The 13,509-nt window shown below is 63.7% G+C and carries 13 protein-coding genes; 6 read left to right on the top strand and 7 right to left on the bottom strand.

Going from position 1 to position 13,509, the window contains the following annotated elements; genetic code table 11:
- Window positions 1–4: 4 nt before the first annotated feature.
- Window positions 5–2,416 carry a GcvT family protein gene (locus tag NKH95_RS19445; protein WP_352892558.1) on the bottom strand — a complete coding sequence of 804 codons (2,412 nt, stop codon included), beginning with the start codon at window positions 2,414–2,416 and terminating at the stop codon, window positions 5–7.
- A gap of 217 nt (window positions 2,417–2,633) precedes the next feature.
- On the opposite strand from NKH95_RS19445, the gene NKH95_RS19440 reads away from it, so the two are divergent.
- Together NKH95_RS19440 and NKH95_RS19435 are read left to right on the top strand one after the other, a co-directional pair.
- Complete coding sequence (locus NKH95_RS19440) at window positions 2,634–4,112, top strand: esterase-like activity of phytase family protein (protein ID WP_352794798.1); 1,479 nt, start codon at window positions 2,634–2,636, stop codon at window positions 4,110–4,112.
- A 170-nt stretch (window positions 4,113–4,282) separates the two neighbouring features.
- Window positions 4,283–5,755 (top strand): MATE family efflux transporter, encoded by a 1,473-nt coding sequence (locus NKH95_RS19435; protein ID WP_352892554.1) that lies wholly within the window; start codon window positions 4,283–4,285, stop codon window positions 5,753–5,755.
- Window positions 5,756–5,788: 33 nt separating this feature from the next.
- On the opposite strand, the gene NKH95_RS19430 is transcribed toward NKH95_RS19435, so the two are convergent.
- Together NKH95_RS19430 and NKH95_RS19425 are read right to left on the bottom strand one after the other, a co-directional pair.
- The gene (locus tag NKH95_RS19430) at window positions 5,789–7,000 is read right to left on the bottom strand and encodes an MFS transporter (RefSeq protein ID WP_352794796.1); all 1,212 of its coding nucleotides are present in this window, start codon (window positions 6,998–7,000) and stop codon (window positions 5,789–5,791) included.
- A gap of 184 nt (window positions 7,001–7,184) precedes the next feature.
- Window positions 7,185–7,586, bottom strand: coding sequence for an SH3 domain-containing protein (locus NKH95_RS19425; protein ID WP_023813119.1), 402 nt, complete (start codon window positions 7,584–7,586; stop codon window positions 7,185–7,187).
- A 242-nt stretch (window positions 7,587–7,828) separates the two neighbouring features.
- On the opposite strand from NKH95_RS19425, the gene NKH95_RS19420 reads away from it, so the two are divergent.
- Window positions 7,829–8,404, top strand: a complete 576-nt coding sequence (locus NKH95_RS19420) for a TMEM175 family protein (protein WP_127293041.1) — start codon at window positions 7,829–7,831, stop codon at window positions 8,402–8,404.
- 53 nt (window positions 8,405–8,457) lie between these two features.
- Here NKH95_RS19420 and NKH95_RS19415 read toward each other — a convergent pair whose 3' ends face one another.
- The gene (locus tag NKH95_RS19415; RefSeq protein WP_023813121.1) at window positions 8,458–8,739 is read right to left on the bottom strand and encodes a hypothetical protein; all 282 of its coding nucleotides are present in this window, start codon (window positions 8,737–8,739) and stop codon (window positions 8,458–8,460) included.
- A 187-nt stretch (window positions 8,740–8,926) separates the two neighbouring features.
- Between NKH95_RS19415 and NKH95_RS19410 the strand changes: the two genes are divergently transcribed.
- Window positions 8,927–9,793, top strand: a complete 867-nt coding sequence (locus NKH95_RS19410; RefSeq protein WP_352892551.1) for an SDR family NAD(P)-dependent oxidoreductase — start codon at window positions 8,927–8,929, stop codon at window positions 9,791–9,793.
- Window positions 9,794–9,795: 2 nt separating this feature from the next.
- Here the strand turns inward: NKH95_RS19410 and NKH95_RS19405 are convergent, their stop codons facing one another.
- The 3 genes from NKH95_RS19405 to NKH95_RS19395 form a co-directional block, all read right to left on the bottom strand.
- Complete coding sequence (locus NKH95_RS19405; RefSeq protein WP_352722485.1) at window positions 9,796–10,221, bottom strand: low affinity iron permease family protein; 426 nt, start codon at window positions 10,219–10,221, stop codon at window positions 9,796–9,798.
- Between the two features lie 302 nt (window positions 10,222–10,523).
- Complete coding sequence (locus NKH95_RS19400) at window positions 10,524–11,165, bottom strand: transferase hexapeptide repeat family protein (RefSeq protein ID WP_023813124.1); 642 nt, start codon at window positions 11,163–11,165, stop codon at window positions 10,524–10,526.
- 68 nt (window positions 11,166–11,233) lie between these two features.
- Entirely contained in the window at window positions 11,234–11,749 is a 516-nt protein-coding gene (locus NKH95_RS19395) for a CreA family protein (RefSeq protein ID WP_352442247.1), read from the bottom strand.
- 189 nt (window positions 11,750–11,938) lie between these two features.
- Between NKH95_RS19395 and NKH95_RS19390 the strand changes: the two genes are divergently transcribed.
- Window positions 11,939–12,517: an SCO family protein gene (locus NKH95_RS19390; RefSeq protein WP_128303538.1), complete on the top strand. Its 579-nt coding sequence runs from the start codon at window positions 11,939–11,941 to the stop codon at window positions 12,515–12,517.
- A gap of 10 nt (window positions 12,518–12,527) precedes the next feature.
- On the top strand, window positions 12,528–13,400 hold the full coding sequence (locus tag NKH95_RS19385) for a 50S ribosomal protein L11 methyltransferase (RefSeq protein WP_352442246.1): 873 nt from the start codon (window positions 12,528–12,530) through the stop codon (window positions 13,398–13,400).
- The last annotated feature ends 109 nt before the right edge of the window (window positions 13,401–13,509 follow it).

Below are 13,509 nucleotides of genomic sequence, written 5' to 3'. Positions count from 1 at the left end.
CTCCTCATTGCCGCATTGCCTTGCCCTCGGGATCGTAGGGCGAGGCCGCGACGACATGCGCCGGCCGTTCCTCACCCACGACATTTACGGAGAGCGCGGTGCCCTCGCCTGCAACATCGCGGTCGACCAGCGCCAGCGCCAGGCTCTTGCCGACCGTATAGCCATAGCCGCCCGACGTGACGAAGCCGACGCGTCGGCCCTGATACCAGACCGGCTCGAAGCCGCTGGCGTCGGCGTCGAACGCATCGATTTCCAGGGTCACAAGGCTTTGGCCGCTACCGGCCTCGCGCTGTTTCAAGGCAGCTTCGCGGCCGATGAAGTCGCTCTTGCCGAAAGCGATGAACCGGTCGAGACCGGTCTGGCCCGGCGTGTAGCCTTGCGTGAATTCGCGCGACCAGATGCCAAAGCTCTTCTCCAGCCGCAGCGCATTGAGCGCATAGTAGCCGATTTCGGCAAGGCCCAGATCCTCGCCAGCGCCCAGCAGCGTGTCGCGCAGAGTGGCATGCATGGTCACGGGGCAACTGATTTCGAAGCCGAGTTCGCCTGATATCGACAGCCGCGCAACACGTGCCTGCACCATGCCGATATCAAATGCGCCGCAGGCCATGAACGGCAGCGCTGCGCCGGAAACATCCTGATGCGTCGTTCGCTCCAGTATTTTGCGCGCGTTCGGCCCGGTCAGCAGAAAGCCGCTCATCGTGTCGGACAGGTCGGCGACGGTGACGCCTTCAGCCGCATGGCTCTCGAACCAGCGCATGTGGAATTCCCGGAGATAGTAGGAGCCCATCAGCCAATAGCTGCCGCCGCCCCAGTTGAAGACGGTGAGGTCGCCCTTCAGCCGTCCGTCAAGACCGAGCATCGGCGCCAGGCCGGCCCGCCCCGGCTTCGGCAGCCTGCAGGCGAGCAGCCGGTCGAGCCAGGCTTCTGCACCTGGCCCCGCCACCGCATAGCGCGAATAGGCCGAGATATCGACGAGACCGGCGGCGCGCCGCACCTGCAGCGCCTCGTCGCCGACGATGTCGAAGGCGTTGGAGCGCCGCAGCGTCGTGTTCTCGGCAAATCCCATCGGCGCGAAATAGGCCGGGATTTCCAGCCCCCAGGAAGCCGTCCATTCGCATCCCGCGGCCGTCATGCCGTCATAGGCACCGGGGCGTTTCAGCGGCCGGCCGGCGGGCAGCCGTTCATTGGGAAAGGTCATGACGAAGCGGCGCGAATAGAACTGGCGCGTGGTCTGCTTGAGATATTCCCGGTTGGCGGCGAAGGCGCCGTAGCGGGCGATGTCCATGCCAAAAATGTCGGCCTGCGGTTCGCCGTAAATCATCCATTCGGCCAGCGACTTGCCGACGCCGCCGCCCTGGCTGAAACCGGCCATGACGCCGCAGGCGACCCAGTAATTCTTCAGCCCCCGCACCGGCCCGACAATCGGATTGCCGTCCGGGGTGAAGGTGAAGGCACCGTTGACCCATTTGCGGATGCCGGCAGTCGCCAGGCAGGGGAAGCGCTCATGCGCCTTGGCGAGTTCCGGGCTGATGCGATCGATGTCTTCCGGGATCAGCTCGATGCCGTAGTCCCATGGCGCACCATCCATGTTCCAGTGCTTCGGATTCTGCTCGTAAACGCCCAGCAGCACGCCCTTGCGCTCCTGCCGGAGATACGAAAAGCCATCGAGATCGACGGCGATGCCGATTTCCCTGTCCAGCGCCGCGATCTCGGGAATGTCCTCAGTGATGAAATAATGGTGCTCCATCGGCGTCACCGGCAGGTCGACGCCGGCCATGCGGCCGAGCTGCTTTGCCCACAGCCCGCCGGCATTGACGACATGCTCGGCGATGATGGTGCCCTGCTCCGTGATGACATCCCAGCGACCGTCGGCGCGCGGCTTCAACTCGACGACCCGGTTGCGCAGGATGATGTCGGCGCCGCGCTTCTTCGCAGCACCCGCATAGGCATGCGTCGTGCCGTACGGGTCGAGATGGCCTTCGTTGGAATCATGCAGCCCGCCAAGCACACCGGTGACGTCGACGATCGGGCAGATCGTCTTGATCTCATCGGGCGTTACCAACCTAGCGGTCTCGATGCCGACCGACTGGAACACCGCCCAGGCCGATTTCAGCCACTCCCAGCGCGCGGGATCGCTGGCGATGTTGACGCCGCCCGTCATGTGCAGGCCGATATCCCAGCCGGATTCGGCCTCGATCTCCCGGTAGAGATTGATGGTGTAGTCCTGCAGCGCCGCCACGTTGGGATCCGCGTTGAGCGAATGGAAGCCTGCCGCCGCGTGCCACGTCGAACCGGCCGTCAGTTCGGCGCGCTCGATCAGCGCCACATCCCTCCAGCCGAACCGCGTCAGGTGATAGAGCACCGAGGCTCCAACCACGCCACCTCCGATGACGACTGCGCGGTAGTGCGACTTCAAGGCTTCCCCTCCACGGTTAGTCCGAAGGCTGGAGCATAGATTTACTGGACATAAGTGTCTAGTGCGCGCGCGCGCATCGTTTTTCGTCGACCGCCGGCATGCACCGCGCGCTGTCACGTAAGCATCATGTTCGCGCCGTAGACCGCGTTTCGGGGAGGCCTGCGCGGCATCATCGATGTCGCGCCTCGCGGCACATCCGTCACAAAGAGGATTATTCATGAAACACCTGTACCGAACCGCGTCGCTCGGCGTCGCGCTGGCCTTGTTCACCGCCTTGACGCCGGCGCTCGCCGACAGCACCGCGACCGTCGGCGGCCTCGTCAACAAGGGGCTGGTCGGTGTCGGCCGCATCCCGGCCGCTCAGCGCGACAAGTTCGGCGAGACCTTCGGCTCGGGCTCCGGCATGGCGATCGACACATCAGGCTGGACGCACGGCGCCGATGGTTACAAGGGTTCGCTCTGGCTGCTGCCCGACCGCGGCTACAATGTCGTCGGCACCACCGACTACCGGCCGCGCCTCAACACCATCGGCATAGAATTCATGCCGACCGCATTGGGTGCCGCACCCGCTGCCGGCCAGGAGCAGACGGGCGTCAAGGCGACGCTCGCCGACACCATGCTGCTCACCGACGACAAGGGCGCTGATGCCACCGGCCTCGACCCGCTCAACGGCGTGCGCGCGGCAAGCGGCGACATGCCGATCCTGCCGCAAGCCGACAATGGCAAGCTGGCGCTCGACAACGAGGCGATCGTGCGGCTGCCCGATGGTTCGATGTTCATCTCCGACGAATACGGCCCGAACATCTATCGGTTTTCCGCCGACGGGCATCTGCTGTCGGCAACCCAGCCACCGGCCGCCCTCGTGCCGATGCGCCACGGCACGCCGAACTTCGCCTCGGACAATCCGGGACCCGGTGCCGCCGAGCCCGATCCGAAGGATCCCGAAACCGGCCGCCAGAACAACCAAGGCCTCGAAGGCATGGCAATGACGCCAGACGGCAAGTTCCTGATCGCCGTGCTGCAGTCGGCGCCCCGGCAGGACGGCGGCGATTCGCCCGCCACGCGCCAGAACACCCGCGCCCTCGTCTACGACGCATCCGACCTCGGCCATCTCAAGCTGGCGCATGAGTATGTCGTGCCGCTGCCGGTGTTCAAGGATGCCAAGGGCAAGACCAAGGTCGCCGCGCAGAGCGAGATCGTGGCACTGTCGGATCAGACTTTCCTGATGCTGGCGCGCGACAGCGGCAACGGCCAGGGGCTGAAGGGCGACACCTCGCTTGTGCGCCAGATCTTCGTCGTCGACGTCTCGGTCGCGACCGACATCGCCGGCGGCGCCTTCGACGCCGCTGACAAGCCGGTCGCCCCCAAGGGCGTCGTCGACCCATCGGTGACACCGGCCAAGCTGACGCCATTCATCGACATCAACGACAGTGCCGAGCTCGGCCGCTTCGGCCTGCACAATGGCGCGCCCAACGACCAGGATAACCTGTCCGAGAAGTGGGAGGCGATGTCAGTGGTCAGCGTTCTGGATCCGAAGCTGCCCGACGACTACTTCCTGTTCGTCGCCAACGACAACGACTTCCTCGCCCAGGACGGTTTTCAGGTCGGCGCGCCCTACAAGGCCGAAGACGGCGCCAATGTCGACACCATGTTCCTGGTCTATCAGGTCACGCTGCCGGGTCTGACCAAGAAGTAACCACCACTGCCCGGGCGGGCGCGCTTGGCGCGTCCGCTGGGGCTCGCGGCTGGGCATGAACGGGGCAGCGGCCTTTCAACCGTGCGGCGCGTTCGCAAGGGTGCATCTCGGTCCCGCCTGCGATATCATCGTGGACTGGATCCAAATCTCCATCCGCCGAGCTGCCCGCCATGGACGAAAAAATGCCCGCGCGCCGGCGCACCGGCGACCTGACCAGCGGCCCGATCCCGCGCACGCTTCTGCTGTTCGCCCTGCCGGTGCTCGGCTCCAACGTGCTGCAGTCGCTCAACGGTTCGATCAACGCCGTCTGGGTCGGCCGTTTCCTCGGCGAATCGGCGCTGACCGCCACCTCCAACGCCAACCTCGTCCTGTTCCTGATCCTCGGCACTGTGTTCGGCATCGGCATGGCGGCCACCATTCTGGTGGCCCAGTCGGTCGGTGCCCGCGACCTGCCCGAGGCGCGCCGCATCGTCGGCACCAGCGCGACGTTCTTCTTCCTCGTCTCGGTTGTCTTCGCGGTCTGCGGCTGGATCTGGGTCGACGCCATTCTCAACACGCTCGGCACACCGGCCGATGCCTTGCCGCTGGCGCGCTCCTATCTGCGCATCATCTTCGTCGCCGTGCCGATGATGAACCTTCTGTCCTTCGTCATGACCGTGCTGCGCGGTGCCGGCGATTCACGCACGCCCTTCTTCTTCATGGCGCTGGCCGTCGTCCTCGACATCGTGCTCAACCCATTGCTCATCCGCGGCATCGGGCCGTTTCCCGAGCTCGGCATCGCGGGCTCCGCCACGTCCACGCTGATCGGCCAGACGGTAAGCGTGATCGCCATCCTGATCGTGCTCTATGTGCGCAAGCATCCGCTGCGGCTGGCCGGCGCCAACCTCGCTCTGCTGCGGCCCGATCCCACCTTGCTTCGCATCGTCGTCTTCAAGGGCGTGCCGATGGGTCTGCAGATGATTGTCATCTCCGCGGCTGCATTGACAGTGATGGGCATGGTCAACTCCAACGGCTCGCAGGTCGCCGCCGCTTACGGCATCGCCGCCCAGCTGTGGACCTATATCCAGATGCCGGCGCTCGCCATCGGCGCCGCGGTGTCCTCGATGGCGGCGCAAAATGTCGGCGCCGGGCGCTGGGACCGGATCGGCCGCATCGCCGCCTCCGGTGTAGGCTTCAACCTGGTCCTGACCGGCGCGCTGGTTGCCGTGCTGTCGGTTTTCGACCGTTCGGTGCTGAGCCTGTTCCTGAGCAGCGACAGCGCGGCGATCGACATCGCCGTCCACATCAACAATGTCGCCTCGTGGTCGTTCATTCTGTTCGGCATAACCATCGTGCTGTTTGCCACCGTAAGAGCCACGGGTGCCGTGATGCCGCCGCTGATCATCCTGGTCATTTCGGTGCTGATCGTGCGCACCGGCTTTGCCTATTTCATGCGTGGCGTGATCGGCGAGGAAGCGCTGTGGTGGAGTTTCCCGGTGGGTTCGATCAGCTCGCTTGTACTGGCCTCTGCCTACTACCGTTTCGGCCGCTGGCGCACCACGCACATGATCGAGAACAGACCGGCAGCCGGCGAGCCGCCGGACACCGGTCTTGGCGTGCCACGCGGACGCGCGCATCTTTCGCCTGAAACACCGAACGGCTGAAGCCAACCCGGTTCCGCTGGACAGCTCCAGGGCTCAACGCCCGTGTTGTTTCAGCTCAAAAGCCAGTGCCACCAACGCAAACGCCACGATCACGCCGGCGAATGCCAGGCTGGCGGCGATGGGACTGGCATAGGTCGAAACGATGCCAATGCCGATGACGGGCAAGGCGTTGCCGACAAAGCAGCAGATGAAGAAGCTGGACACCACTTCGGCGCGACGAGCCTTCGGCGCGATCTCGTTCACTACTTGCAGCCCGCCACGGTAACCAAGCGCCGCCGCAACGCCGCAACAGGCCGTCGCAGCAACCATCAGTGCCATCGAGGCCAGTATCTGCGCCGCCACCACCAACGAGACGCTTGGGATCATCAATGCCAGCGCAGCCAGCATCGCTTTGTTGCTCTTCATGTGCATCAGAACGACAATGCTGATCGCGGTGACGATCGCCAGTTCGAAGAACAGCGCGCCGGCGACGGCGTGGTTGGTCACATGCAGTTGCTGCGCCAGGATGCTCGGCGCCAACGCGGCGTAGAACCCGACCAGCGCCATCGCGCCGAAGCCGGTCACCGCCGGCGCGACGAAGCGCGCACGGATTTCCTCCGGGACGGAAAGTTGCGGCCGCAAGGAAAGCCGCCGCAGGCCGCCCGGCTTCGCCATCGTTTCGCGAGTGCGCCAGACCAGGACCGTTACCACCAAAAGTGCTGCCAGATAGACGATGAAGATCAGCCGCAACGGCCATGGCTCATATTCAGCCAGAAGTCCCGAAATCAGTGCGCCGAAGCCGAGGCCGAGGAAATTGGTGCTGGTGGCGATCACACTGGCGCGCGACTTGTCCGCGCCGGGAAGAAGCTCGGCAATCCACGCGGTTCCGGTCCCCGCGCCGACGCCGATGCCAAGCCCGCTCAGGATGCGGGCGACGTCGAGCGAGACGACGTTTCCGGCAAACAGGAAGACAAGCGCACTGACGATGGCGACAAGCATCGCCGCCAGGCTCGCGGGCCGGCGCCCGACGACATCGGACACCCCGCCGAACATCACCAATGCCGCCAGATTGCCGACGACATACACGGCGTAGATCAGCGTCAGGGTGATTTGTGAAAAGCCGAATTGCTGCTTGTACACGATATAGAGCGGCGTCAGCACCGTGCTGCCGGCAAACAGCACCGCAATCATCGCGGCGACGGTGGGGATTGCAAGAGCGTCGCCACCTGCTCCTTCGTGCGTATGCGCAAAATTGCGAATGGCCATGGCCAACCTCGTCACCAATTTCGGGGATCGAGGATTTAACGCGGTTTCATCCACGACGTTCCAGCCGACAGGGAGGCTCCTGACAGCACCGTGGACATTGCTTGAGCGGGATATCTGCCGGCTGAACAGGCTCGGATCGGGGCCAGCGGCTCCGATCCGTCATCTATCGCTCAACCGGTCGGCCTCACCTGCAGGGGAAGCCGGGCGCGATCTTGCACTTGCCGGGGCGCGGCTTGTGCGGCGGGCGATGGTGCGGAGGACGGTGCGGCCTGTGCTGCCAGTGCGGCCGATGCGGCGGGCGCACGATGATGATCGGCGGGCGAACGATTTGGGAGCGTTCGAGATAACCGGCGCTGGCCCAGCCGCTCACGCCGCCGCCGTGGATTCTACACCAGCCCGGCTGGCAGCCGGTGACATTGACCCTGAAGCCGGCGGGCAGCGTTCCCACCCTGGCGTATCCCGCTCCCGGCCCGCTGCGGACGTTGAGGTTGGTCGAGGTGTGGGCGCTGTAGGCGAAGGCCGCGGCCGACGTTCCGAAGACCGCGGCCAGGATGGTCGCGACCACAAGCAGAAAACGAAATCTCATCAGTCCCCTCCATTCGAATCCCAGCCGTACATCTGCTTCGGCCAAGACTGCCCTGCAAGAGGAGCGGCCAAGCCAAGAAAAGTCAACGGTGGGCGGCCGTAATCGTCCTGACCAGCGGGACTGATGCCGGATTTTCCTTGGACATGGTTGAGGAATTCCCCGGTTGCCATTTATTGGCTCCCCAACATCCGCTAGCGTTTACTCTCTCTTTCGACAATTCATCGCGGGCAAAGGTGGGATCCATGGGCAAAGGCAGGGTCGAGGCATTCACCGATGGTGTCGTGGCCATCATCATCACCATCATGGTGCTTGAGTTGAAAGTGCCGCACGGCGAGGACTTCTCCGCCCTGGTGCCGTTGTGGCCGATCTTCTTCTGCTACGTGCTGTCCTTCATCAATGTCGGCATCTACTGGAACAACCTGCACAACATGTTCCACGCCGTGCAGCGGGTCGACGGGCGCGTGCTGTGGGCCAACCTCAATCTGCTGTTCTGGCTGTCGCTGATGCCGGTGACCACAGCCTTCATGGGCGAGAACCACTTTGCGCCGGTGCCGGTCGCGGTCTATGGCACCGACCTCGCGCTATGCGCCATCGCCTACACCATACTCGCCGCCGCGCTGCATCGCCTGCACGGCAATGATACCGCTTTTGCCAAGGCGCTGGGTACTGACCGCAAGGGGAAGCTCTCCCTGGCTGTCTACATCGCAGCCGTCGTGCTGACCTTCGTCAGCCAGTGGATCGGCGTCGCGCTCTATGTGCTGGTCGCGATGATATGGCTCGTACCGGATACGCGCTTTGCGCGGGTGATTGAAAAGTAGCTGTCTTCACGCATTTTCAAGGCAAAGCGTTGCACGTCTTTCCCAGAGTTGCGCTACTTGCGCATCGCTTTCAGTTTTTCCGCCACCGATGCGGCAAGGTCGGCATAGCGCTCCTCCAGCCGTTCCGCGGCCTTGATGATCGAGAAATCATGGCCGAACTTTTCCAGCGCCATGCGCAGCTTCTCGACGAACTCGGCTTGTTTCTCCAGGGCGGAAAAGAGCGTCTTCACCTGCGTTTCGCTGATGTCGGGATTGGCCAGCATCTGCGGCACCTCGCGGCCCATCTGGTCGCCAATGGCGGTCTGTTCTTTCAGGATTGCAACCCAGTCCGTCAATCAGGAAATCTCCGTTTGTCCCCAGGGCTAAAGTTTGTTTTGTCCCCAGGGCAAAATCTCTTTTGCGGAGGCAAAGGGCAACATGCGCAGCCTCGACCGAACTGGTCAACCCGACAAGGCGAGCAGAGGCTTGCACCGACCGGTTCCGGCGCTAAGTTCGGCGCATCGAACAAGGAACCCATCGCTCATGATCACCGACGCCGAGATCCAGACCGCCCTGCCCGCGCTTGCCCCAGGCAATGCCGCCGTGATCACCGGCGCCGCCAGCGGCATCGGTCTGGCGGCCGCCAAGCGGCTTGCACTGATGGGCATGAAGATCGTGCTGGCCGACATTGGCGGCGCGCGGCTTGACGACGCCTCGCGCGCCGTTTCTGCGATTGCCGGCGACGATGCCGTGCTTGCCGTCGCCGCCGACGTTTCGAAGGCGGATGAGGTGGACCGCCTCGCCGAGAGGGCGTTCGGCGCCTTCGACGGCGTGTCGCTGCTGATGAACAATGCCGGCGTCGGCGACAATCCCGGAAAGCCATGGGAAAACCGCGACGCCTGGAAACGGCTGCTGGACATCAATTTCTGGGGCGTCGTGCATGGCGTGGAGGCCTTCGCGCCGCGCATGCTGGCCTCGGCCGGGCCGGGTCTGATCGTCAACACCGGCTCCAAGCAAGGCATCACCACGCCGCCCGGCAATCTTGCCTACAATGTCTCCAAGGCAGGGGTGAAAACCTTCACCGAGGGCCTGGCGCATGCGTTACGCAACGAACCCGGCGCCCATGTCGCTGCCCATCTGCTGATCCCCGGCTTCACCTTTACCGGCCTGACCGAGGGCGCGACGGAAAAACCGGCCGGCGCCTGGACCGGCGAACAGGTTGTGGATTTCATGCTGGAATCCCTGACCAGAGGCGATTTCTACATCCTGTGCCCGGACAATGAGGCGGCCCGCCCGCTGGATGAAAAGCGCATGGCCTGGGCGATCGGCGACATCATCGAGAACCGCCCAGCCCTGTCCCGCTGGCATCCGGACCACAACGACAGTTTCGCGGCGTTCATGAAGGACTGATCTTAGGCCGCCTGCTTTTTCGACCCGCGCTTCCTCGTCACAACCTTCTTCGCTGCCATGTCGGCGATCTGTTCGTCATGCCGCTTTGCCGCACGCTCGCATTTGGCGCGGATTTCCTCGACTTCGGATTCGGTCAGATGCTCGATGCCTATGAAGTGGTTGTGGCCCTTGCCGACCCGGATCAGTTCGTCGAGCTTGGCCTGGATCGCCGCGCCGTCGCGGTTCTGAGTGTTCTGGATCAGGAAGACCATCAGGAAGGTGATGATGGTCGTGCCCGTGTTGATGACGAGTTGCCAGGTGTCCGAAAAGCCGAAGAACGGACCGCTCACCGCCCAGACGATGACGATCAGGCAACAGACGGCGAATGTAGGCGGCAGGCCGGCTATGCGGGCGACCCAGTTGGCGACCTTGGTGAAATGCTTTTCCATCTATCGTATCCTCGACGCTGCGGCGCGATGAGAAACAATCAGCGACCGTTTCAGGTTCCCGACGCAAACAAATACGTAAGTGCAATCGAATGCACGCATAAGGAGAATAAGGCAGAAAACACAGCTTATGGGTTCAATGTCACAGTAACCCTGCAGGCAAGAGTGCCTGTTCCTTCCGCTTCACAGCGGTTTAACTCCAGCCCCTTCCGCTGCGCCACCCCCGCATGGCGGAAGGGGTTTCAGTCCGGCGGGCCTTGAAGCGCGTCGCCCGACTCCGTCTCAACGCTACGCACTTGAACTGGTCAGACGGCGTCGTTTTCCCAGCGGTCGAGGAACGCTTCGATCGGCATTGCCTGCATGTCGGGAACCGCTCTGGCGAGCTTTTCGACCGGCCAATCCCACCAGGCGAGAGCTTCGATCCGCGCCGCCATATCCGGAGCGAAGCGTGGCCGGAGTGCCTTCGCCGGCACGCCGGCGACGATCGCATAGGACGGCACGTCACGCGTCACCACGGCGTTGGCGCCGATGACGGCACCGTTGCCGATGGCGACCCCAGGCATGATCACCGCGCCGTGGCCGATCCAGACATCATGGCCGATGGTCACCGCTTTCGCCCGCCGCCGCTCGCGGAAGGCGGCATCGACGCCCAGCCAGCGAAAATACTCGTTCGGCCGGTAGCTGAGCTTGTGCTGGGTCAGCCGCTCTATGGGATGCTCCAGCGCATTGATGCGGCTGTTGGCGGCGATCGAGCAGAATTTCCCGATCGTCGTGTAGATCGCTTCACAGTGGCGTTCAAAATAAGAGAAGTCGCCGACATTCACCTCGCGCAGCACCACTCGCTCGCCGATCGAGGCATAGCGGCCGAGCTTGCACGCCTTCAGCTCCGCGGTCGGATGGATGCGTGGCTCGGGGTCTTTCGGGACGAGGTTTTCGGAACGGTCCATGCCGGCGGCTTTACCCCCGAGCGATTGGTCCCGCAAGCGGGACCAATCGTCCGAAGGTCGGCAGCCTGTTACGGCTTGCCTTTGCTCCACACCACGTTCTGACCGTAGAGCGGCACGGTGGTGACCGACATTTTGGCCGAGCCGTTCTGCACCTGGCGCGAATGCGAGAGATAGATCAGCGTCTCGTTGGCCTTGTCGTAGATGCGGTTCACCACCTGCTTCTTCCAGATCAGGCTGATGCCTTGCTTGAACACTTCCTCGCCGCCCTCTCTCATGTCGATGTCACCGATGGTGATCGGACCGGTCTGGCGGCATGAGATCGAGGAATCGGACGGATCCTCGAACCAGTTGCCCTTGTGCAGGCGATCGATGATGCCGCGATCGAAATAGGAGACATGGCAGGTCACGCCCTCCACTTTCGGATCCTTGATCGCTTCGACGATGATGTCGTTGCCGAGCCAGTCGACGCCGATCTTGCCGACTTCCTCGGCGACCGCGGCACCGGCGCCAAGGACAACGCACGCGGCCAATGCGCCGCCGATCAGTTTTCGCCCAATCAGTCCGTGCCCAACCAGTCGTCGCAAACTAGCCTCCTGCGGTTCGAGTTGCCGGTCACAGGTGGGGCGAGCAGCCCGGCTTTGCAAGCAGATAGGTCGACACCGCCGCGGTTGCGGCAACGCGGCACTTTGCCTGTGCGAGGCCGAACCGCTAAGACTGTCGCACAGGCGCGGCATTGAGCCGGCGCGGCGATTTCTGCAGACGGACTTTTGATGATGATGCGTTCTATCCTGGTCGGCATTCTCGTCCTGATGGCGGCCGGCATCGGCTGGCTGACCTTCGACTGGTACCGCGGCCACTATGGCGGCGAACCGTTCGGGGCCGCCTTCACCCTGGTCGACCAGAAAGGCACGCCGATCACCGAAGCCGCCTTCAGGGGGCAGCCCAGCGTCGTCTTCTTCGGCTTCACCCATTGCCCCGAGGTCTGCCCGACCACGCTGTTCGAACTGGCCGGCTGGCTGAAGACGCTCGGCGACGACGGCAAGAACCTGCACGCCTATTTCGTCTCGGTCGATCCCGAGCGCGACACGCCGGAAGTGATGAACGCCTATGTCAGCAATTTCTCCGACCGTATCGTCGGCATCACGGGCGCTCCGGACAAGGTCCATGCCATGGCCAAGTCGTTCGGCATCTACTGGAAGAAGGTCGACACCGGCGACGGCGACTACACGATGGACCACACCGCCTCGGTGCTGCTGCTCAACGCCAATGGCGACTTTGCCGGCACCATCGCCTACGGCGAAAGCGCCGATACGGCCATCGCCAAGCTGAAGCGGCTGGCGGCGAAAGGCTGATTACCTTTTCATGACCCAGACGCGCCTTTACTTCACCACCGGAAAGATCGAGTCCGTCAGCATTTTCGCGGCGCTTGAGGCAGCCTTCGAGGAAGAGGGGCTGCCGATCGCCGTCCTGGAGGTCGACGAGGACAAGGACATCCACGAAGTGTCGCTCTATGCCGATGGCGACGTCGATGCGGTCGAGACCCGCTTGAACGAGATCCTTGCCGGCCTTTCCCTATCGAAGCCGATCAAGCGCGAGGCCCTGCCCGACATCGACTGGGTGGCGCATTCGCTGGAAGAGCTGAAGCCGGTGCGTGCCGGCCGTTTCTTCGTCCACGGCGCGCATGACCGCCGCAAGCGCCACAGCGGTGAACTGGCCATCGAGATCGAGGCCGGCCTCGCCTTCGGCACCGGTCACCACGGCACCACAGCCGGCTGCCTGGAAATGCTGGAGAAAGTGGTGCGGCGCGAGCATCCGCGCAATGCGCTCGACCTCGGCACCGGCAGCGCGGTGCTGGCGATCGCCGTCGCCAAGCTGGCGCATATTCCTGTGCTGGCCACCGACATCGATCCGGTGGCGGTGCGGGTGGCTGCCGCCAATGCGCGGCTCAACCACGTCAAGGCACTGGTGGAAACAGCAACCGCGCCTGGCTTTCACCATCCGATCTTCGGCAAGCGCGCGCCCTTCGATCTGATCGTCGCCAACATATTGGCGCGGCCGCTGATGCGGCTGGCGCCGCAAATGGCTGGTCACATCGCACTTGGCGGCTCGGTCGTGCTGTCAGGCATCCTCGAGCGTCAGCGCGACGCCGTCATATCGGCCTATGTCGGCCAGAATTTTCGCCACGTGCGCACCTTGCACCGCGAAGGCTGGGTGACGATCCATCTGAAGCATTGAGGCATGCAGGCCGGCAACGACCGAGCTTGGACCAAGTTCCGCCGATTGTCAGCCAAGCGATGCTGTAGCAGGTTGCGCCCAGCCGGAAATCGATTCCGATTTCCGCGAC

It is taken from the genome of Mesorhizobium sp. M0848, from assembly GCF_040319805.1.
In the GTDB taxonomy this organism is placed as follows: Bacteria; Pseudomonadota; Alphaproteobacteria; order Rhizobiales; family Rhizobiaceae; genus Mesorhizobium.
Note: the sequence above shows the minus strand (reverse complement) of the source record. Positions and strands in the feature narration are given on the sequence as shown.

Bases quoted from the DNA above. Each gene is read 5' to 3' on its own strand.
- NKH95_RS19425 (WP_023813119.1), bottom strand. From the start codon at position 7,586: ATGAGATTTCGTTTTCTGCTTGTGGTCGCGACCATCCTGGCCGCGGTC.
- NKH95_RS19405 (WP_352722485.1), bottom strand. From the start codon at position 10,221: ATGGAAAAGCATTTCACCAAGGTCGCCAACTGGGTCGCCCGCATAGCC.
- NKH95_RS19400 (WP_023813124.1), bottom strand. From the start codon at position 11,165: ATGGACCGTTCCGAAAACCTCGTCCCGAAAGACCCCGAGCCACGCATC.
- NKH95_RS19420 (WP_127293041.1), top strand. From the start codon at position 7,829: ATGGGCAAAGGCAGGGTCGAGGCATTCACCGATGGTGTCGTGGCCATC.
- NKH95_RS19390 (WP_128303538.1), top strand. From the start codon at position 11,939: ATGATGCGTTCTATCCTGGTCGGCATTCTCGTCCTGATGGCGGCCGGC.
- NKH95_RS19410 (WP_352892551.1), top strand. From the start codon at position 8,927: ATGATCACCGACGCCGAGATCCAGACCGCCCTGCCCGCGCTTGCCCCA.
- NKH95_RS19435 (WP_352892554.1), top strand. From the start codon at position 4,283: ATGGACGAAAAAATGCCCGCGCGCCGGCGCACCGGCGACCTGACCAGC.
- NKH95_RS19430 (WP_352794796.1), bottom strand. From the start codon at position 7,000: ATGGCCATTCGCAATTTTGCGCATACGCACGAAGGAGCAGGTGGCGAC.
- NKH95_RS19385 (WP_352442246.1), top strand. From the start codon at position 12,528: ATGACCCAGACGCGCCTTTACTTCACCACCGGAAAGATCGAGTCCGTC.
- NKH95_RS19440 (WP_352794798.1), top strand. From the start codon at position 2,634: ATGAAACACCTGTACCGAACCGCGTCGCTCGGCGTCGCGCTGGCCTTG.